The sequence below is a fragment of the Novosphingobium album (ex Liu et al. 2023) genome, from assembly GCF_029076845.1.
Lineage (GTDB): Bacteria > Pseudomonadota > Alphaproteobacteria > Sphingomonadales > Sphingomonadaceae > Novosphingobium.
Genome location: NZ_JARESE010000059.1, coordinates 12,883 through 32,433 on the forward strand (window position 1 = coordinate 12,883; position 19,551 = coordinate 32,433).

The window sequence follows — 19,551 nt, forward strand, 5'->3', positions numbered from 1 at the left end:
CTGTTTGCGGCAATCAAACCACCGCACGCGCAGTGACTGATTGGCGTTCCATCGAGTGTGCGCTTCACAGCTTCAAGGTGCCAACAAGAACTGCTGTCAAACTGCACCCGAATGCAGTCGTCTGCGTTGTTCATCGTCAGCACCTTGATGCCGTGCGTCATCCCCCGCTGGCCGGTTGAGGCTCCATTGGTCCCACGTCCGTGAGATTTTCTTCGTCCTTTTTCCGATGAACCAGAGCATAGAGCGCTGGAAGAACGAGCAATGTGAGTATCGTCGAGGAAATGATCCCGCCGATCACGACAGTCGCGAGCGGCCGCTGCACTTCGGAACCGGCACCGACGTTCAGCGCCATCGGTACGAAGCCGAGCGATGCCACGAGAGCCGTCATCATCACCGGGCGCAGGCGTGTCAGCGCGCCCTCGCGCACCGCCTCTAGTGCTCCCAGGCCGCGTTCGCGCAGGTCGCGTATGAAGGACAGCATGACGACACCGTTGAGCACCGCAACACCCGACAAGGCGATGAACCCGATCCCGGCGGAGATCGACATCGGGATCCCGCGCAATGCCAGGGCCGCCACCCCGCCAGTCAATGCGAGCGGCACGCCCGAGAAGACGATAGCCGCATCCTTCGTCGATCCGAACAGCGTGAACAGCAGCCCGAAGATCAACAGCAGCACAAGCGGCACGACCACCTGCAGCCGGGTCTTGGCCGACTGGAGCTGTTCGAACGTGCCGCCGTATTCAACGTAGTAGCCGGTCGGCAGTTCGACTTCGGCGCCGACCTTCTCCCGCAGTTCGGTGATGAAGGATCCCAGATCCCGGCCGCGCACGTTGGCGGTGATCACGGCGCGGCGCTTGCCGTTCTCACGGCTGATCTGATTGGGTCCGGCCGAGAGTGAGATGTCAGCCAGTTGTGACAGCGGTACTGTCCCGCCGGCTGCAAGCCGAACGGGCAGATTGCCGAGTGCCGGTAAGTCCGTCCGCAGCGCTTCGGGCAGGCGCACGACGACGGCAAAGCGCCGGTCGCCCTCGAACACCTCGCCCGCCTTGCGGCCGCCAGTTGCCGTGGCCACGGCATCCTGAACCTCGGCCATGCTGATGCCATAGCGTGCGAGCATGTCACGGCGCGGTGTGACCGAGAGCATCGGCAGGCCCGTGACCTGCTCGAGCTTCACATCCTCAGCCCCGGGGATAGACGCCGCCACGTCGTTGATGGCATCGCCGCTCTTTAGCAGCTGCTCGAGGTCGTCGCCGAACAGCTTGATCGCCACATCGGCGCGCACGCCCGCGATCAACTCGTTCATGCGCATCTGCACCGGCTGGGTGAACTCGTAGTTGTTCCCGGGAATCTCCGACACCGCCTTGTTCAGTTCGGCCACAAGCTGGTCACGCGGCTTGCGCGGGTCGGGCCATTCGCTCCTGTCCTTGAGCATGATGAAATTGTCCGCGACCGATGGTGGCATGGGGTCGGTCGCGACATCGGCCGTACCGATCTTCGCAAAGACGCGCTCCACCTCCGGGAACTGCCGGATACGTTTCTCCAGTGACTCCTGCATCTGCACTGCCTGGCCAAGACTGGTGCCCGGAATACGCAGCGCGTGCATCGCGATGTCGCCTTCATCGAGGTTGGGGATGAACTCCGACCCTAACCGTGTTGCTCCCGCAGCGCTGAGGGTGACAAGCAGGACGGCAAAGGCAACAGCGAGCTTCGGCCGAGCCAAGGCCTTGTCGAGGAGCGGCGCGTACCGCTCGCTCATCCAGCGCATGACGCGGTTTTCCTTTTCCTCCACCTTGCCGGTGACGAAGAGGGCAACGGCAGCGGGCACAAGCGTCAGCGAGAGGATCAGCGCCGCCGTCAAGGCCAGCACGACGGTGGTCGCCATGGGATGGAAGGTTTTGCCCTCAATGCCTTCAAGCGCGAAAATCGGCAGATACACCGCGGTAATGATGACGATGCCGAAGATCGAGGGGCGGATGACTTCGGCGCTCGCCTTGGCCACGAGGCCAAACCGCTCGTCGCGATCGAGCAAGCGGCCCATTCGATGCTGGGCTTCGCCCAATCGTCGCAGGCAGTTCTCGACGATGATGACCGCTCCGTCGACGATCAGGCCGAAATCGAGCGCACCCAGGCTCATCAGGTTCGCAGAGGTTCGGGTCGCCAGCATGCCGGTCAGCGTCATGAGCATGGCGATCGGGATCACCGCAGCCGTGATCAGAGCCGCCCGGAAATTGCCGAGCAGCAGGAACAGGACCACAATCACGAGCAATGCCCCCTCGGCGAGGTTCTTCTCGACAGTGGCGATCGTGCGGTCGACCAGTTCGGTACGGTCATAGAGCGGGTGCGCCACCACGCCTGCGGGTAGCGAAGCTGTCGCCTGCTTGAGCTTCTCCGCAGCAGCCTGGGCAACAATCCGGGGGTTTTCGCCAGTCCGCATGAAGATGGTTCCGAGCACGATCTCCTTCGCATTTTCGGTTGCGGCACCTGTGCGCAGTTCGGACCCGATCACAACTTCGGCCACGTCACCGACGCGGATCGGCACGCCGCCGCGCGTCGCAACGAGGATCTGCGAGAGGTCTGCTTCATTGGCCGCCTGCCCGGGAACGCGGATCAGGATCTGCTCGCCGCCGCGCTCGACATAGCCCGCGCCGCGATTGGCGTTGTTGCGTTCCAGTGCCTCGACAAGATCGTTCAGCGACAGATTGAGCGCGGCCAACTGCGCCGGGTTGGGCGTGACATGGTATTGCCGTTCGTAGCCGCCGATAGTGTTCACCTCGGCCACGCCGGGAATGGTGCGCATCTGCGGCCGCACCACCCAATCGGACAGGGTCCTGAGATCGGTTGCCGTCCAGGGACTGCCATCGGGTTTGGTTGCGCCGGGCTTTGGTTCGATCGCGAACATGAAGATTTCGCCGAGCCCGGTGGCGATCGGCCCCATTTCCGGCTCGATCCCGGCCGGCAGTTGCGACCTGACCGCTTGCAGGCGCTCGTTGACCTGCTGGCGGGCGAAATAGGTGTCGGTGCCGTCCTCGAACACCACCGTGACCTGGCTCAGGCCATAGCGCGAGATCGAGCGCGTGTAGGAAAGACCCGGAACGCCGGCGATCGCCGTCTCGATGGGAAATGTGATGCGCTGCTCGGATTCGAGCGGGGAATAGCCTTCGGCCTCCGTGTTGATCTGGACCTGGACGTTAGTGATGTCGGGTACGGCGTCGATGGGCAGCTTGGTCGCGCTCCACACGCCGATGGCAGATAAAAGGGCGACAACCGCGAGGACGAACCAGCGCTGGCGAATGGAAAAGCCGATGATGCGGGCAAGCATGGCGCTATCTCTCCCGCTCAATGATCATGGCTCGCGCCCGACTTCTCGATGTCGGCGCGGATGAGGAAGGAGCCCTTGGCGGCATAAGGCGTGCCCGGCTTGATGCCGCTCAGCACTTCGGTCCACTCGGGCGATGAGCGCCCCAGCTCGAGCATGCGAACTTCGTAGTCCTGGCCGAAATTGGCAAAGACGACCTTGAAGTCGCGGAACGGCTGGATGGCTTCGGTCCGCACGGCCAGTGGCACGGTGACGGCATTCACCACCACCTTGCCGCGCAATGCCATGCCGGCACGGAGCCGCCCCCCCCGATTGGGGACAGAGGTTCGCACCAGCGCCGTTCCGGCCTCGGCATTACCTTCGGGCAAATAGCCCCCGAGCTGGCTGGCCGCGACGGGCGTGCCGTCCATGGCTTCGATTTCTACCCGCATGCCGGGCTGGATCACCGCCAGATCCTTGGGGAAGATGTTGAAGACGACCGAGGTCTGGGCGGGGTCGGTGATGACATAGAGCGCGCGATCACCGGTCACGTTACCGGGGTTGCCGTTACGCTCGGCGACCACGCCGCTGACGGTCGCATAGACCGGATAGACTTGCAGGCTCTCGCTCGACTCGATGCGCGCCAGCAATTGCCCCCGCTGGACATAGTCGCCCACGGCCTTGGTCACGCTGACGACGCGGCCCGGAAACTGGCCACGGATTTCCGAACGGGCAGATGGGTCGAGTGCGACAGTGCCGAAGAGTTCGCGTGTCTCGCCGATTAACGCCGGACCTGCGGTCAGTATCTCGATGCCGCCCGCCTTGGCCGCCTCTGCCGTGATATGCGTGCGGCCTTCGGGACTGGCGTATTTCCAGACGTGCCGCTTGCCGTTTTCGACCGCGACCACCTCGACGTCGAAGCTGTGGGGTTCCTCGACCACGCCCTGACCGGCAAGGAACTTGCCTTCGGGCTTGAAAGCAAAAGTGTTGACCTCGCCCCCCAGTCGCCGGAGCGTCATGGTCAGCTGCACGGACCCCGGATCGACCGGTTGGCCACCTCGGCTGGCATAGACCCTGAACTGCGGTTCCTGCCCGGTTTCGAACACTGTGACCTCAACGGCAAAATCGCCATCCTTCAGGAGACGCCCGCCGTTGGGGCCTTGCTCGGCTTCGGCCCCCTCCTCGCCATGTTCCGCGGGTGCCGGACCGGAACCACAGGCGGCAAGCGGGAGGGCAAGAGCGAGTGCCGCGATAGCGGCGGTGAAACGGATGTTTTTCATTGTACTTCCTCCCCGGCGACGACGTCGAAGCGTCCGGTCAGCCGGTCGATCTGGGACAGGATGTCGCGGTAGCGGGTCATTGCTTCGACCCACTGCGACTGAACCTCGATGATGGCGTCGGCACCGTCCTGCACATCGCTGAAACGGAAACCGCCGCGATTGTAGCCTTCGCGGACCTGCTGGAGTGTGCGGACCGCCTTGGGATAGACATCCTGCATGATCCCGTCGGCGCGCATCCGGGCGGCATCAGCCTCGGCCCTGAGCGAGGCCAACTGGCGCAGACGGTCAAGGCGGGCCGCTTCGGCCAGCAGTTCGATCCGTTGCCGCTCGGCCTGCGCGCGCTCGATGTTGCCCCGATTGCGGTCGAAACGGCCCAGCGGGATCGAGATCCCGGCCACCAGTGCGACATCGCCCGTCTCGCGCAGATGCCGCACGCCGCCGCTCACCGTGTAATCCTGCACGCCGCGCGTCTGTTCGACCACGACCGCCGCCTGCGCCCGTTCCACCGTGGCAGATGCAAGCGCACTGTCGGCAGCGGCCAACTGGTGCAGGTGATCGTCCGGCTTCTCGATCCCGCGCGGCACCTCGACATCTTCTGCCTTGCCGCCCCAGAACGAGGCCAGCCTCGCGCGGGCGGCATTGCGGCGTGACCGGGCCTCGTCGAGCGCAAGCCGTGCCTGGGCTACGCGAGCTTCGGCGCGGGTTTCGACGAAGAGCGGATCCTTGTAGCCGCGTACCCGGCGCAGCGCTTCGGTCTGCATGGCGCGCTCGGTTTCGAGGCGTCGTTCGGCAAGCCAGACAACTTCTTCGGCGATCTGCAGGTCGATGAATGTGCGTTGCACTGCTTCGGCGAGGTCGAGCCGGGTGAGGCGCGCCGAAGCCTCCGCGACACCGATGTCACGTTCGGCATAGGCGATCCGCGCATCGCGCTTGCCCCCGCGTTCGATGGTCTGGGCATAAGTGACGGTCGTCTCGGCCTGCCGATAGACGTCATAGGCGCCGGTGCCGGCGATGTTTTCGGCTTCGACTGACAGGACGGGATTGGGACGAACATCGGCCTGGCTGCGCCCCGCCCTTGCAGACCGGATGCCTGCCTCCTGGGCCTGGATCGCGGGCGATGCCGCAATGGCGCGGCGGACGGCCTCGTCCAGACTTACGGGTTCCGCACTTGCCGCTATGGGCAAGGCCAGCGCCAAGCCGGCCAATAGGCCGGCGCGCAATGTCAAAGTCATGGGAACACTCCTGAAACGCTTTCAGTTTGCTCGCGCGTGTCTTCGACACGCGGGGCATTCAGGGCACGTCGGGAAAGCCAGCCAATCAGGGAAACCTCGGCACCCCCGACCGGCAAATCACTCATTCGAATGGTTGAAGCCATCAACAATCGGGATGCCATCTTATGCACCGCCGGCATGATGTTCGGTGTCTACAGTCGATCCCGGGCAGACTGTCATGGATATCGGGGTGCTGTCGGGCACCCGTTCATGGTCAACGTGCGAGATTTGCACACTATCGATTGTAGAGGCGGCAATCTGCACCGAACTTGTGAAACGCCACTGCCCCCGGGAACGATATCGGTACTTCTTCCAGTCGCTTTCCTGACAGGCGACCTGCTGGCCTTGCCTCATGAACGCGATGTGAAGATGGCCGCGGCTTCGGGCGAACCAGCGCTTTTGGCGAACGTAGCCACTGACAATCGTGTGGTCGCCTTCAGCCTTTACTTTGACCCAAAGCACATAGACCGATGAATTCGGGTCAATCTGAATGGGGATATCAACACGGGCCGGGCGCGCATCGACGGGGGTAGCGGCCATGAGCGCCGCAGGCGCAATTGCGCCCATAAGCAAGTATCGCATGTGGAAATAATCCTGAAAATACCAGATTCAACGCCGGGCTGCCCGGCGCGCGCAAAGCTGGGATCTCAGGCTGCTGGGGGCTCGGTTGGCGGAGTTGGCATCAGCGAGGCGAGCGCCGCAGCCTTGCTCGGCCAGAGCAACTCTTTGTTTGCGAAGGCCAGCATCGCGCCGTCGCTGCCATCAAATACCGTCGTCATGGGGCAATGGTGATGATGATAGAGTTCCTGCGAGGGATCCGAGGAAGAATCGTCGGAGAAATCTTCGTGGGCGTCAGCATGGTGCGCATCAGCCACAAGAACTGTGGCCTGACCGTGGTCGTCATGGGCAGCGGCAGGCGCATGAAAACCGGCGCAAAGCACCGAGAACAGAATCAGGAACTGGAGAACAATGCCCCTCATCGTTTCCACCTAGCAGAGCAATACAGCAGCAGCAAACGCATCACTTGCACTGTTCCTGGCCCAGAACATGACGAAGCTCCTCTGGGATCGACATGGGCACGAAGGCGCTGACCGATGCTCGACCAGTGTTCCCCAGAGGAATGCGGCCCAGCAGCGCGCCGAGGGGTGCAAGCATCAGACGCAGAACTTGTCCGCGCGCTTCGCGCCATTCGCGCCGGGAAATGGCAAAGATCAGCATGACGGCATGGGCATGGAGGTGGAGCCGCAGGATCTGCTGAGAAAGGATATGCGCGCGTTCCAGATAGTGCCAGGCATCGGCCGCGTCCTGGCCAGCCCTCGCTTGCCGGAAAGCACCGATCTCCGCCCAATATGCGGTTTCGAGCTGCTTCATACCGGAACCCCTCTTGCCGCAAGTTCATATCGAGCCTGCCGAACCACCTGCCATCCACCTTGAAGCCCGAGAAGCGCCATGATGAGCGCGACGACGAGGTCGGGGAGGCCGCTGCCCGTCCACAGCACCACGAAGCCCGCGCCAATCACCAGCAGGTTGTTGATCGCATCGTTGCGCGAGCAGACCCAGACTGATCGCATGTTGGCGTCACCCGACCGGAAACGATAGAGCAGGAGCGCCACCGAGATGTTCGTCACCAGCGCGAGAGCGCCGATGCCTGTCATCGCCCAAGGATCGGGCTGGGTTCCAGCAACAAGGCCCCAGACCGCCGAGACCATCACCCCGAGTGCAAAGGCCAGAATGGTCAGCCCTTTGACCAGCGCGGTCCGCGCCCGCCAGACAAGCGCCATTCCGGCGACGCCAAGGCTGATCGCGTAGTTTGCGGCATCGCCCAGAAAATCGAGCGCGTCAGCCTGTAGCGAGCGGGATCCCGATGCGGCACCCGCGATGATCTCGACGAAAAACATCACGGCATTGACGACGAGCGCGATCCACAACGCCCTGCGCCACGCAGGATCATTGCGCGCGGTGTCGTCACTGCAGGAACTGGCGCAGCAACTGTCCGCCATGGCCGAAACTCCTTGGTTCGTTCGAGTCGGCCCTCTATATGCACCCTGTAGCAACTACAGGGTCAAGCGATGAAAATCGGCGAACTGTCCAGGGCGACCGGCACCAACATCGAGACGATCCGCTATTACGAGCGGATCGGTTTGTTGCCCGAACCGGCCCGGACTGCGGGCAATTATCGCTCCTATGGCGAAGCGCATCGCACGCGGCTCGCTTTCGTCCGTCATTCACGCGAGTTGGGCTTCACCATCGAGGAAGTGCGCTCGCTGCTCGATCTGGCCGACCATCCCGAGCGCGAGTGCTGCGAGGCCGACCGGATCGCCACCCGGCATCTGGCGCAGGTCGAAGAGAAGATCGGCCAACTCGTTACCCTGCGCGACGAACTATCGCGCATTATCGGTCGCTGCCGGGGCGGACTTGCCGCCGATTGTCGCGTGATCGAGGCGCTGGGGGATCACACCATGTGCAACGGAGACCACGAATGATCTATCTGGTCGTCAAAACCGCTATCTCGGCGATCATCATTGTTGTGGTTTCCGAAGTCGCCCGCCGGAGCGCTGGACTTGGCGCATTGCTGGCATCGCTCCCGCTTGTCGCCGTGCTCAGCATGATCTGGCTCTGGCGCGACACTGGCGACGCAGCGCGTACGGCCAGCTATTCGCAAGCCACGTTCTGGTACGTTCTTCCGAGCCTGCCGATCTTCCTGCTGATCCCGGTTCTGCTCAAGCGCGGCTTCGCGTTCTGGCCCGCACTCGCGGCCGGCTGCGCTCTCACCATCGTCCTGTACGTCGGCATGGCGGCGTTACTCGCTCGTTGGGATGTTCGGCTGTGAAAGCGCCTCTCCGAATTGCGTGGTACGTCCGAGCGGGCTGGCTTGGGCGAAGGACGACTGCAGGCGCGGCCTTCATCGCGATCAAGGCGAAAACGCCCCCGCTCCAAACGTAACACAACTCGCGGAAGCATCTTGCCCCGCTCTCATTCGATTTGCCCGGATGTGCTCCGGGTTTCGCGGGAGCGGAGATTAAGACGCTCGCTTTTAATGCGACGACTAATGCTGTGCGTATACGCTGGTGCGCGCGGCCCCGAAGGCAATGACGTTATACCGTTGCGCGCGAACACCCGGCACCTCCATGCCCGGCGATCCGATGGGCATTCCCGCAACTGCAAGCCCACGAACACCTTTCGGGCGGCTCGCCAGTACGCGGCGCATGTCCGCAATAGGAACGTGTCCCTCGAAGGCGATCCCGTCCACGATCGCGGTGTGGCATGACACCAGGTTTGCGGGAAGACCCACCTGCCGCTGGAACGCGGTACGGTTCGCGTCATCGACGATTCGCACATTTCTGCCGAAGGCCTGCCGAACCCGCGCAGCCCATTGTTCGCAGCACCCACACCCCGGATCGCGATGCATCAGGATGTCGCCTGCCGCTAGCGCGGGGGTCGAAAACAGCGCCAGTGCCAAAACGAGCTTTCGCATATGTGATCTCCTTATCCGCGGGTGGCCGCTGAACCGCTCCGGTGTAAACTAAGGTCCAGTCCGCATTTGCCAGTACTCACATGGCAATACGCGGAGGGTAGCGGACCACCCTCCGCGCACCATTGCTTACTTGTGATCCATGCCGCTCATGTCGTGACCAGCATGCTCACCAGCCTGCTCGCCATGCTCCTTGCAGCAGGCCATTTGGCCGAGCTCGTCCTTCTTGCAGCAACAGCACGACTTCTCTGGCGTCGGTGCAGGCTCGGCTGCAAACGCGGCTGTAGAAAGCGAGAGCACCAGGGCGCCCAGAAGATACTTGGATTTCATGTGTATTCTCCAGATAAGATTGAAACGGATCGGGAAACCGGCTGGCGCGGGGGCGGTGTCGGTGGCTCGGACTTCAATCCGGACAGGCTTTGGGGCGCCCGGATCTCCGGGCCGATCCAGTCCCATCGTATGGCATTCAGATTGGTGCCGATGGCAGGCGCAGCAAAGAGGCACGCATGACAGACCCGCGCCACGTCCGGTGCGCCATGATGATGTGAGCGGTCGCCGCTTCCCGGCATGTCGCCGCATTCCATGTTAGCAGTCTGCATCGAAGCCGCTGCCGGGGCGGCACAAAGCGGTCCTGCGCCGAACGCCAATGCTAGCGCAACAATGAGAGCGACGACCGATTTCATAGCATCAAGTCCTGCTCCGTTGCGACCCGTCGGTCCAGCCAAAGTCTTTGTGCATTGCCATCAGAATCAGAACCAAACCCTGACGCCAGCGACAAAACTGACCGCATCTGGATCTTCTCCTGCGAGCCGTGCCAAACGCGCGGTGTCACCCGCCTTCCGGCTCCATTCCACGCCAACATAGGGCGCGAGCTCGCGTCGGATCTCATAGCGCAAGCGCGCACCCAGTTCGAAGTCGGTGAGTCCTGATCCCACCCCGATCACGGGCATGTCCTGAGCGGAGAAATTAAGTTCCGCTCGAGGCTGGAAGATCAGGCGCTGGGTGATCCGCTCATCGTAGCTTCCCTCAAGGCGAGCCCGGATGTCACCCTTGTCGGAGAGGAACATCTGCCCCGTCAAATGGAACCAGTAAGGCGCGATTCCCTCTACCCCGAGCACGGCATAAGTCCGCGAGGGATTGGGCACTATATCGTGCCGCAAGCCGACATGGGCATTCCAGAACGGCGAGATGGCACGTGAATAGAGTGCCTGGATTTCCAGATCCTCGATCGGCTCGCCGAATGCGCCCTCGCCCTCTGTTTTGATCAGGAGGCGCTCGACGTCACCGCCGAACCAGGCCTCGCCTGCCCAACGATAACCGTCCCTACCCTTGCGCGCCTGGAATTCGGCGAGATCGAAGAGCACCATCGACCCGCTGAAGGCTCCATTCTCTCGCCGTAAAGCTTCGCGCGCGCGCGCCATCTCAGCGGGATCGAACACGGTATCCGCGGCATGGTCGCCTGGCGGCGCAGGGGCGGGAGCAGTTCCGATAGCCGGATCACCCTCGGACATGCCCGTCATGGCATTCATATCATGGCCGGAGTGATCGATGGCTTCAGGCCGTGGCGGACCGGCTGGCTTAGGCTCGGCAGCGTGTCCGGCATGGGGATCGACTGCGACAGGCGCGGGAACTGCAGCTTCGGGCTGACTATGGCCGGAATGGTCCATTGCAGCCGGCGCTGCCTCGCCTCGAGCAACTGTGCCGGGCGCATCCTTCATTTCCATGCCTGGCATGGAGGATTGGGCCACCGCAAAGCCGGGCGTTGCCAACAAGACAGCAGCGCTGATGAGAAGGGTCGCCTTCATGCCGCGTCCTCCTCATGGCGCACGGTCACGACCCGGAACATCCCCGACATCATATGCAGCAGCATGTGACAGTGGAATGCCCAGTCGCCGAGCTCATCGGCAGTCAGATCGAACGAGACCCTGCCGCCGGGCAGGACGTTGACCGTGTGTTTCAGCGGATGATGGCCGGGACTCCCAGTAACCAGTTCGAAGAAGTGTCCGTGCAAGTGAATCGGATGGGGCATCATGGTGTCGTTAATGAGATTGATGCGCACCCGCTCCATGTGGCGGAACGGGATTGGCTCCGTATTTTCGCTGAACTTCTCGCCGTCGAAGGACCACATGTAGCGCTCCATGTTGGCGGTCAGGTGCAGATCGATCTCGCGTGACGGCGTGCGCTTGTCTGGATTGGGCGCGAGCGATTTGAGGTCGCGGTAGGTCAGCACCCGGTGCCCGACCTTCTCAAGACCGGTCGGACGTTCGCCCGTGCGGTCCATGGGCATTGGCGAAAGCGTCGCAACGCCTGGTCCCATTTTGACCTGCGGCGCGACCGCGGGATCGCGCATCTTCATCGAGCCGTGATCCATCCCGGGCATGGCGTGGCCCATGGCTGCGTGATCAGCTGTACTCGCATCGGCACCGGGTGCAGCCATATCGCCCATGCCCATGTCCTTCATGGTGAGCAGCGGACGTTCGCGGATTGGCGGAATCGGCGCGACCATGCCGAGGCGCGGAGCAAGCGTCGCGCGCACCTGACCGGAGCGATCGATGGCCTCGGCAATGAAGCCATAGGCCTCGTCGGCCCTGGGTTCGACGATCACGTCATAGGTCTCCGCGATGCCGATCTGGAATTCGTCGGTCTCGACCGGCTGCACGTTTTGCCCATCTGCGGCGACCACCGTCATCGCGAGACCCGGAATCCGGACATTGAAATTCGTCATGGCGGCTGCATTGATGATGCGCAGGCGCACCCGCTCGCCAGGTGCGAACAGTCCGGTCCAGTTCGCGGCACTGTCATGGCCGTTGACCATGAAATGATAGGTTGCGCCGGTGACGTCGGAAATGTCGGTCGGGTCCATCCGCATCCCGGCCCATATGCGGCGTTCGGAGGCCGACTGGTCCTTGCCCGCGAGCAGGCCTGAGAGGGTCTGCTTCTGCATGTTGAAGTAGCCAGGCTGCGCCTTCAGCTTCCGCAGCTGGGTATGCGGATGCATGAAGCTCCAGTCGGCGAGCATGATTACATGTTCACGGTCATAGGCGACCGGATCGGGCGCGGCGGGATCGATGACGATCGCGCCATACATGCCCATCGCTTCCTGCATGCCGGAGTGGCTGTGATACCAATAGGTGCCAGACTGCTTGACGGGGAACTCGTACACGAAGGTCTGGCCGACCTTGATCCCCGGAAAGCTCACCCCCGGCACGCCGTCCATCTGGAAGGGCACGAGCAGCCCGTGCCAATGAATTGAGGTTTCCTCGTTCAGCGTGTTGTTCACCGCGAGGCGAACCTTCTGGCCCTCCTTTAACCGGATGACCGGGCCCGGTGTCGCACCGTTGATGCCGATGGCATGCCCATCACGTCCGCCGACCCGGAGCGAGGCATGACCGATGGATAGTGCGATTTGCTCCCCGGACACCACGGACATCGGGCCTGCGAGGCCAGGAGTTCCACTGCGCGCCCACGCGGGGAGCGCTGCCGAAAGCGCGAGGCCCCCGCCCCCCAAAGCAGCCGAACGAATGAGGGCACGGCGATCGAGCGCAAAAGAATGCATGAGTGGTATCCGGTAAGATTGACGGCTTCATCGTCCTTTACGCAGCCGCTTTCCCTAGCCCTCAGATCTGGTCGCCAATCATCGCCTTTAATTTCGCCCTGGCCCGGTAGAGGCGGGTCTCGACCGTCTTCTCGCTGACACCGAGCACCTCGGCAGCTTCGGCCTGGCCGAGGCCATCGATCGTGCGGAGGACCAGGGCCTCGCGCAGACGGGATGGCAAGCGGGATATGGCAGTGGTCACGCGCGCCAGCTCGGCCCGGTCTGCCGCTTGCACATCGGCGGGAATGGCATCGTCTGAAACATCGAAAGCCATCTCGAGCGGCACTGCGCGCGTGAAGAAGGCGCGCACCTTGCGCCTTCGTCCCCAGTCCCGGCACTTGTTGAGCGCAATGTGCTTGAGCCATGCCAGAAACGGTCGCCCATGGTCGTAACGCCCAAGGGCCGAGAACGCGGCAATGAAGGTTTCCTGGGTGACGTCGATGGCCTCGTGCGGATCGCCGACTGACGCTCGCACCAAGCGAAACACAGCGTCACGGTGGCGCGCCAGCAATTCGCGATAAGCGTCCTGCCGGCCCGCGAGCGCCAGTGCCGCGAGCTCGCCGTCGCTCCCCTCGGACAGCGGAAGGCTCACCGCACTTCTGGGGTAAGGGCTCTGGTAACCGACCTGTCGAATTTGGCCGCCTGATCAGGCCTCAGGACGGCGCGCATGGCAAAGAGATGCTCAAGCGTTTCCTTCTGCATTTCACCCATGACCTTGTGGGTGTGGTCGATGGCGGTGGTGACTTGCGGACCATAGCCGTGCTCCAATTCCATCGCTTCGGCCAGATGGGCATTGGCGGCCCGCATCTCGAGTTCGAGCGCCTTGCGGCGTGTGGCAAAACGCTGCTCGATTGCCTCGATCTTTGCTTCCTGTGCGGCATCGAGTTCGAGCTCGCTGTGCAGCAAGGCGTGGAGTTCGGTCTCGCTCTGCCTTTCCGGTGCGAACAGGACGCGGCCAGCATAAGTGCCGCCCAGCGCCGCTGCAAATGCGACAAGCGCGATCAGGATCAGCCGCGTGGTCCAATTCACGGGTGGACATCCAGCAAGGTCGAAGGTGCGAGGGGATTGTCAGGCGCAAAGGGAGAGATGGGCTGAGCCGTGGCGGGTTCGCCGCCCGCTAGTCCGCCACCGGCTACGCCGACCACCAGCGCCAGGGCTGCGGCAAAACCCATCAGCCGCGACCCAGCCGCAGCCTCACGGCGGCTCGCAGCCAGTCCGGCAAGCACAGCATCGTCGATAGTCGCCAGCCCCGAAGGAGCCGGAAGTGTGCCCAGGCGGCGGAGCGCCTGATCAAGGTCGGACATGGTGGGTCTCCCGAGGTCTTGTGATCCTATACGCAGCCATATCCCCGATCCCTCAGAAAAATTGAACCAGCCCAATTTGAGGGATGCTGTTCCGGGCCGCGTATCTCAACCTGATAGCCATTTCCAAGGAGATAACTGATGCGTTTGCCCAGCCTTGCCTTTGCCGTTGCGACTCTGGGGCTCATCGTGCCGCAGGTTGCCAGCGCGCATACGCAGCTCGTGTCTTCGACCCCGACAGCCAATGCCACGGTCGCAGCGCCGACAAAGGTCGAACTGCGCTTCAATGAGGCCGTGATCGGCGCAACGGCAAGGGCCGAGATCGCAATGACCGGAATGCCGGGTATGCCAAACCATGCGCCGATGCCGATCACGGGTTTCACCGCCCGGCTCGGCAATGACAGGAAATCGATGACTTTGCTGCTCCGTCGGCCGCTCGCCGCCGGCACTTACCGCGTGACCTGGAGCGCGGCCGGAGCCGACACGCATCGCATGGGCGGCAACTTCAGCTTCACCGTACGCTGAAGACATGGACAACCTGCCTGTGATCGCCATCCGGTTCGCGCTTTACGCCGACCTGATGGTGCTGGCAGGTGTGACGGCCTTCTCGCTTTACGCGCTGAAACCCGAGGAGCGAGGCACTGTCTTGCTGCCGCTGGCCAAACCTGCCCTCCTCCTTTCGCTGCTCGGACTGCTGCTGTCCGGCGGCGGCATGATCGCACTTGTCGCAGCCATGACCGGGACAAGCCTCTGGGCAGTAGATGGCTCGGCCTTCAGGGAAATCGTTACACAGAGCGCCATCGGCAGCGCCTGGGTCGTGCGCATGGTGGCAGTTGCAATTGCCCTGCTTGCCGCTCTGGGGCTTGGCCGAACCCCACACCTTGCAAGATACTGTCTGCTTGCCTCGGCTGTGCTTGCCATCGCCACGCTGGTTTGGACTGGCCATGCCGGTGCAACCGAAAGGTGGACTGGAACGCTCCACCGGCTGAGCGACATCGTCCACATGCTGGCGGCGGCTGTATGGATCGGCGGAATTGCAGCGTTCGCCTGGCTGCTTTTTCAGCCATTGGCGCACCAATCCGATGCCCAGATCAGGATCGCGCATCGGGCGCTTGAACAATTCTCGCGGGTTGGGACGCTTGCGGTCGGGTTGATCGCTCTCACGGGCATCATCAACAGCCTGAGCCTAATGGGCTTGCCGCATCCGTACGCCTTGTTCGCTTCGCGCTACGGCCAACTCCTGCTTATCAAGCTCGCCCTGTTTGCTGGAATGCTGATGCTGGCGGGTGTCAACCGCTGGCGGCTGACACCCGCCCTTGGTGCAGCCATCGCCAACGGCAATCCGATCCCCGCGTTACGTGGTCTTCGGCAAAGCCTGATTCTGGAAACGGCCACAGCGCTTACGATCCTCGCCGTGGTGGCCTGGCTGGGTACGCTGGAACCGATCATGGCGTACGGGTGAATTACCTCTTGACCCTGACATGATGTCAAGGTTGATGCGAGTTGCGACCAGAGGAGTACGAAGTATGACCGAGTCGCATCACGACCTTACGAAATGCACCCATTCCGGATCGAAGGCTCCAGGAACGGTGATTGACCCCGTCTGCGGAATGAGCGTTGACCCGGCAACCACACCGCATGTCGCCATCCATGACGGCGCCCATCACTACTTCTGCAGCGCTGGCTGCCTGACCAAGTTCGAAGCTGATCCGACGCGCTATATGCGCGACGCGCCGCGCCCGACAGAAGCGGTGTCAGAAGGCGCGATCTGGACCTGTCCGATGCATCCGGAGGTTCAGCAAGCAGGTCCGGGAAGCTGCCCGATCTGCGGCATGGCCCTGGAACCGATGGCCCCGACGCTCAGCGATGGACCGTCACCGGAATATGCCGACATGAAGCGGCGCTTTGTGATCGGGCTCATCCTCGCTTTGCCGGTGGTAGCACTCGAGATGGGCGGACATCTGACGGGACTGCGCCATTATCTGGATGGAAACATCGGCAACCTGGTTCAGATGGTGCTGGCATCGCCAGTGGTTATCTGGGCTGGCTGGCCATTTTTCGAACGCGGCTGGGCCTCGGTGAAAAGCGGCCACCTCAACATGTTCACCCTGATTGCGATGGGAACGGGCGTTGCCTGGATCTACAGCATGGCGGCGGCGCTCGCGCCCAGTATGTTCCCGCCCGCGTTTCGCGCAATGGACGGCTCAGTCGCGGTCTATTTCGAGGCCGCGGCGGTCATTACCGTCCTAGTCTTGCTTGGTCAGTTGCTTGAGCTGCGTGCCCGCGAGACCACCAGCGGTGCGATCCGCGCACTACTCGACCTTTCGCCCAAGCTCGCCCGCCGGGTTCGTCCCGACGGTAGTGACGAGGAGATCACCCTCGACCAGGTTCTGGTCGGCGACACGCTTCGCGTTCGCCCTGGCGAGAAAGTTCCGGTTGATGGCGTGGTCCTGGAGGGCCGCGGAACGGTCGATGAATCGATGGTAACCGGCGAGTCGATGCCGGTGACCAAGGAAGCATCGTCGAAGCTGATCGGTGGCACGATAAACCAGACCGGCGGCCTCGTGATGCGCGCCGAGAAGATCGGGCGCGACACCATGCTCTCGCGCATCGTCCAGATGGTCGCAGAAGCCCAGCGCAGCCGGGCGCCGATTCAACGGCTTGCCGACACCGTGTCGGGCTGGTTCGTGCCGGCGGTGATCGCGGTCTCAGTCATCGCGTTCGTCGTCTGGTCCCTGGTCGGCCCATCGCCGGCAATGGGCTATGGCCTGATTGCCGCGGTGGCCGTGCTGATCATCGCCTGCCCCTGTGCGCTTGGCCTCGCAACCCCTATGTCGATCATGGTGGGGGTCGGACGCGGTGCGCAGGCCGGTATCCTCATCAAGAATGCAGAGGCGCTCGAACGCATGGAGAAGGTCGATACGCTTGTCGTCGACAAGACCGGCACGCTCACCGAGGGCAAGCCCGCGGTGGTTGCGATCGAGACGGCTGAAGGGTTCGACAGCCAAGAAGTTCTGCGCCTTGCCGCGAGCCTTGAACGCAGCAGCGAACATCCGCTGGCCCTGGCTATTGTCAGGGATGCAGAAGCCAAGGGGCTCGCAATAAGCGAACCGGGCGACGTCGATCAGCCAGTCGGCAAGGGTATCACCGGCATCGTCGATGGATATCGACTTGTTGCTGGAAATGCCCGCTTTCTTGAAGAACAGGGGATCTCGACCGCCCAACTGGCGCAACGTGCTGATGCCCTGCGTGCCGAAGGTGCGACCGCGATCTTCCTCGGCATTGATGGCCAGGTGGCGGGTGCTATCGGCATTGCCGATCCGGTAAAAGCGACAACGCCTGCCGCGCTCAAGGCTCTGGCCGAGGTGGGGATCCATGTCATCATGCTGACGGGCGACAATCGCGTCACCGCTGAGGCCATCGCACGACGCCTCGGTATCGCCGACGTCGAGGCAGATGTCCTTCCCGACCAGAAGAGCGCTATCGTCAAGCGCCTGAGAGACGAGGGACGGATCGTAGCGATGGCGGGCGACGGTGTGAACGATGCCCCAGCCCTCGCTGCCGCCGATGTCGGCATCGCCATGGGTTCGGGAACGGACGTGGCGATCGAAAGCGCAGGCGTCACATTGCTCAAGGGCGATTTGACCGGGATTGCGCGTGCCCGGCACCTCAGCCACGCAACCATGACCAACATCCGGCAGAACCTGTTCTTTGCCTTTGCCTACAACGTCGCTGGTATCCCGGTGGCTGCAGGCGCGCTCTACCCGCTGTTCGGCATCATGCTTTCACCGATCATCGCAGCGGCGGCGATGGCGCTTTCCTCGGTCAGCGTCATCGGCAATTCGCTGCGTCTCAGGAGGATTGCGCTATGAACCTTTCCAGCAAGCGCGCGTGGCTGCTGGCCGCGGCATCGGTCGCGCTGATCGCCGCTTTCCTGCTCTATCCGGAACACCGGCAGCACTTCTTCGGGCTGATCCCTTACGCATTCCTGTTCACCTGTCCGCTGCTGCACTTCTTCCATGGCGGCCACCACCAAGGACGCCACCCCAAGTTCGGCGAACAGCAGCCATGAACATCGGACAGGCATCGAAGACCACTGGCGTGTCGGAGCGGATGATCCGGCACTATGAGCGCGTAGGGCTGATGCCGCCCCCTGACCGACGCGACAATGGCTACAGGGACTATTCACCGCAATCGATCGAGCGCCTGCGCTTCATTGCCAACGCCCGCGGCCTTGGCTTCTCGCTTGAGGAAATCACCACTCTCCTCGGCCTATGGGACAACCGCGAGCGGACGAGCAGTGAAGTGAAGGCCGTTGCCCTGGCACATGCCGATGACCTTGGTCGCAAGGCCGCAGCACTTGAAGCCATGCGTCGCGCATTGCTGGAACTGGCCGAAGGGTGCAGCGGCGACAGCAGACCCGATTGTCCGATCCTCGATGGGATCGCAGTGAGTTGACCAGATCCTCTGGACACCTGCACATCGATGCGGTCGCTCACGAACACATCCGGACGGAAAGATTGCTCTTAATCAGCGGGTCCTAGGTTCGAGCCCTAGTGCGTCCACCACTTTCCCCTTACTTTTCAATCCGATACTAGGCTCGCCGGATCGAGCGATTGAGAGCATTTTTGTGCTAGGTAGCTCTCTAGGTAGCAGCGCGCTAATTCGGCACTGCGGCTACTCAGCCTCCGCACATCAGCGTTCACGGTGAAAGATTCATGGCCTGCGCTTTGTCCGACTGCGCGTGAGCGAGTCGGCGTTTCACCTCTCAGCCAGCGCGACTGCTACCCATCTTGCTCCGCACCAGCATCGCACGCTGGGATGGCCGCTTAGAGCCTCAGGCAGCGCGGTGTCATAATGACAGCTAGGCCACCCGAGCTCCGATCCAGATCACCCGGCCGACAATATCGACGCCTTTGCGCTGGATGCCCTGCCAGCTCGGATATGCAGGGTGGTCGGTAAGAACGGTCAGACGGTTCTTCGTTGGGTCGATCGCTATTCGCCTTACGAAGATTTCAGAAGACCCACGGATGGCGTAAAGGCCTTCACGCACGCTCTCCTGGAAGCGAACTCGGCTAATCATAACCTCGTCGCCATTGCAGAGGGTCGGCTCCATCGCCTCACCAACAATTGGCAAGATTGCAACACTGGCGGGCTGATCACACAGCCGACCGAGCCAAGCCGCATCAACCAGCCGCCATTGTGAGCGTGAATCGTTACCTGTCCCGTTCAGCAATGGGACTTTTACTATCGAACGCTGCCCGACTGTCGGCTGTAGCGCGACGATTACGGAGTCCGGTCGGCGTCAATTTTGATGGCCGATAGGTGGCCGCGCCG

23 protein-coding genes are annotated in these 19,551 nt (G+C 62.6%); 7 read left to right on the forward strand and 16 right to left on the reverse strand.

Annotation, left to right across the window (positions count from 1 at the left end):
* Positions 1-157: 157 nt before the first annotated feature.
* From PYV00_RS16795 to PYV00_RS16825, 7 genes are all read right to left on the reverse strand, one after another.
* Positions 158-3,319, reverse strand: a complete 3,162-nt coding sequence (locus PYV00_RS16795; protein WP_066556667.1) for an efflux RND transporter permease subunit — start codon at positions 3,317-3,319, stop codon at positions 158-160.
* A 17-nt stretch (positions 3,320-3,336) separates the two neighbouring features.
* The gene (locus tag PYV00_RS16800; protein ID WP_066556664.1) at positions 3,337-4,575 is read right to left on the reverse strand and encodes an efflux RND transporter periplasmic adaptor subunit; all 1,239 of its coding nucleotides are present in this window, start codon (positions 4,573-4,575) and stop codon (positions 3,337-3,339) included.
* The gene (locus tag PYV00_RS16805; protein WP_144901088.1) at positions 4,572-5,807 is read right to left on the reverse strand and encodes a TolC family protein; all 1,236 of its coding nucleotides are present in this window, start codon (positions 5,805-5,807) and stop codon (positions 4,572-4,574) included. The genes PYV00_RS16800 and PYV00_RS16805 overlap by 4 nt, the downstream gene beginning before the upstream one ends.
* A gap of 162 nt (positions 5,808-5,969) precedes the next feature.
* Positions 5,970-6,428, reverse strand: coding sequence for a hypothetical protein (locus PYV00_RS16810; protein ID WP_144901090.1), 459 nt, complete (start codon positions 6,426-6,428; stop codon positions 5,970-5,972).
* 65 nt (positions 6,429-6,493) lie between these two features.
* On the reverse strand, positions 6,494-6,826 hold the full coding sequence (locus PYV00_RS16815; protein WP_066556655.1) for a hypothetical protein: 333 nt from the start codon (positions 6,824-6,826) through the stop codon (positions 6,494-6,496).
* Positions 6,827-6,866: 40 nt separating this feature from the next.
* Positions 6,867-7,217, reverse strand: coding sequence for a DUF3703 domain-containing protein (locus PYV00_RS16820; protein ID WP_066556653.1), 351 nt, complete (start codon positions 7,215-7,217; stop codon positions 6,867-6,869).
* On the reverse strand, positions 7,214-7,846 hold the full coding sequence (locus tag PYV00_RS16825; protein WP_027443900.1) for a cation transporter: 633 nt from the start codon (positions 7,844-7,846) through the stop codon (positions 7,214-7,216). The genes PYV00_RS16820 and PYV00_RS16825 overlap by 4 nt, the downstream gene beginning before the upstream one ends.
* A 69-nt stretch (positions 7,847-7,915) precedes the next feature.
* Between PYV00_RS16825 and PYV00_RS16830 the strand changes: the two genes are divergently transcribed.
* Together PYV00_RS16830 and PYV00_RS16835 are read left to right on the forward strand one after the other, a co-directional pair.
* Entirely contained in the window at positions 7,916-8,329 is a 414-nt protein-coding gene (locus tag PYV00_RS16830) for a MerR family transcriptional regulator (RefSeq protein ID WP_066556650.1), read from the forward strand.
* Positions 8,326-8,676 carry a DUF3147 family protein gene (locus tag PYV00_RS16835; RefSeq protein ID WP_066556635.1) on the forward strand — a complete coding sequence of 117 codons (351 nt, stop codon included), beginning with the start codon at positions 8,326-8,328 and terminating at the stop codon, positions 8,674-8,676. Before PYV00_RS16830 ends, PYV00_RS16835 begins: the two co-directional genes overlap by 4 nt.
* 216 nt (positions 8,677-8,892) lie before the next feature.
* On the opposite strand, the gene PYV00_RS16840 is transcribed toward PYV00_RS16835, so the two are convergent.
* From PYV00_RS16840 to PYV00_RS16875, 8 genes are all read right to left on the reverse strand, one after another.
* Positions 8,893-9,321, reverse strand: a complete 429-nt coding sequence (locus tag PYV00_RS16840; protein WP_066556631.1) for a DUF411 domain-containing protein — start codon at positions 9,319-9,321, stop codon at positions 8,893-8,895.
* Between the two features lie 126 nt (positions 9,322-9,447).
* Complete coding sequence (locus tag PYV00_RS16845; protein WP_066556628.1) at positions 9,448-9,648, reverse strand: hypothetical protein; 201 nt, start codon at positions 9,646-9,648, stop codon at positions 9,448-9,450.
* Positions 9,645-10,001: a hypothetical protein gene (locus PYV00_RS16850; protein ID WP_144901092.1), complete on the reverse strand. Its 357-nt coding sequence runs from the start codon at positions 9,999-10,001 to the stop codon at positions 9,645-9,647. The genes PYV00_RS16845 and PYV00_RS16850 overlap by 4 nt, the downstream gene beginning before the upstream one ends.
* A 66-nt stretch (positions 10,002-10,067) precedes the next feature.
* On the reverse strand, positions 10,068-11,123 hold the full coding sequence (locus PYV00_RS16855; protein WP_066556625.1) for a copper resistance protein B: 1,056 nt from the start codon (positions 11,121-11,123) through the stop codon (positions 10,068-10,070).
* Positions 11,120-12,874, reverse strand: coding sequence for a copper resistance system multicopper oxidase (locus PYV00_RS16860; RefSeq protein WP_275229461.1), 1,755 nt, complete (start codon positions 12,872-12,874; stop codon positions 11,120-11,122). The genes PYV00_RS16855 and PYV00_RS16860 overlap by 4 nt, the downstream gene beginning before the upstream one ends.
* Before the next feature lie 61 nt (positions 12,875-12,935).
* Positions 12,936-13,505, reverse strand: a complete 570-nt coding sequence (locus PYV00_RS16865; protein ID WP_066556621.1) for an RNA polymerase sigma factor — start codon at positions 13,503-13,505, stop codon at positions 12,936-12,938.
* A complete protein-coding gene (locus PYV00_RS16870) occupies positions 13,502-13,942 on the reverse strand; it encodes a periplasmic heavy metal sensor (protein ID WP_066556618.1) in 441 nt (146 codons plus the stop codon). Before PYV00_RS16870 ends, PYV00_RS16865 begins: the two co-directional genes overlap by 4 nt.
* A complete protein-coding gene (locus tag PYV00_RS16875; RefSeq protein WP_066556616.1) occupies positions 13,939-14,217 on the reverse strand; it encodes a hypothetical protein in 279 nt (92 codons plus the stop codon). The genes PYV00_RS16870 and PYV00_RS16875 overlap by 4 nt, the downstream gene beginning before the upstream one ends.
* Positions 14,218-14,355: 138 nt before the next feature.
* Between PYV00_RS16875 and copC the strand changes: the two genes are divergently transcribed.
* The 5 genes from copC to cueR all read left to right on the forward strand — a co-directional run bounded on the left by copC (position 14,356) and on the right by cueR (position 18,672).
* Entirely contained in the window at positions 14,356-14,739 is a 384-nt protein-coding gene (gene copC, locus PYV00_RS16880; RefSeq protein WP_275229462.1) for a copper homeostasis periplasmic binding protein CopC, read from the forward strand.
* A gap of 4 nt (positions 14,740-14,743) precedes the next feature.
* A complete protein-coding gene (gene copD, locus PYV00_RS16885) occupies positions 14,744-15,676 on the forward strand; it encodes a copper homeostasis membrane protein CopD (RefSeq protein WP_275229463.1) in 933 nt (310 codons plus the stop codon).
* A 64-nt stretch (positions 15,677-15,740) separates the two neighbouring features.
* The gene (locus PYV00_RS16890; RefSeq protein WP_275229465.1) at positions 15,741-18,086 is read left to right on the forward strand and encodes a heavy metal translocating P-type ATPase; all 2,346 of its coding nucleotides are present in this window, start codon (positions 15,741-15,743) and stop codon (positions 18,084-18,086) included.
* Positions 18,083-18,286 carry a DUF2933 domain-containing protein gene (locus PYV00_RS16895; RefSeq protein WP_011445791.1) on the forward strand — a complete coding sequence of 68 codons (204 nt, stop codon included), beginning with the start codon at positions 18,083-18,085 and terminating at the stop codon, positions 18,284-18,286. The genes PYV00_RS16890 and PYV00_RS16895 overlap by 4 nt, the downstream gene beginning before the upstream one ends.
* Positions 18,283-18,672, forward strand: coding sequence for a Cu(I)-responsive transcriptional regulator (gene cueR / locus PYV00_RS16900; protein WP_011445792.1), 390 nt, complete (start codon positions 18,283-18,285; stop codon positions 18,670-18,672). The genes PYV00_RS16895 and cueR overlap by 4 nt, the downstream gene beginning before the upstream one ends.
* A 406-nt stretch (positions 18,673-19,078) precedes the next feature.
* Here the strand turns inward: cueR and PYV00_RS16905 are convergent, their stop codons facing one another.
* Positions 19,079-19,450 (reverse strand): S24 family peptidase, encoded by a 372-nt coding sequence (locus PYV00_RS16905; protein ID WP_275229466.1) that lies wholly within the window; start codon positions 19,448-19,450, stop codon positions 19,079-19,081.
* Positions 19,451-19,551 lie beyond the last annotated feature (101 nt).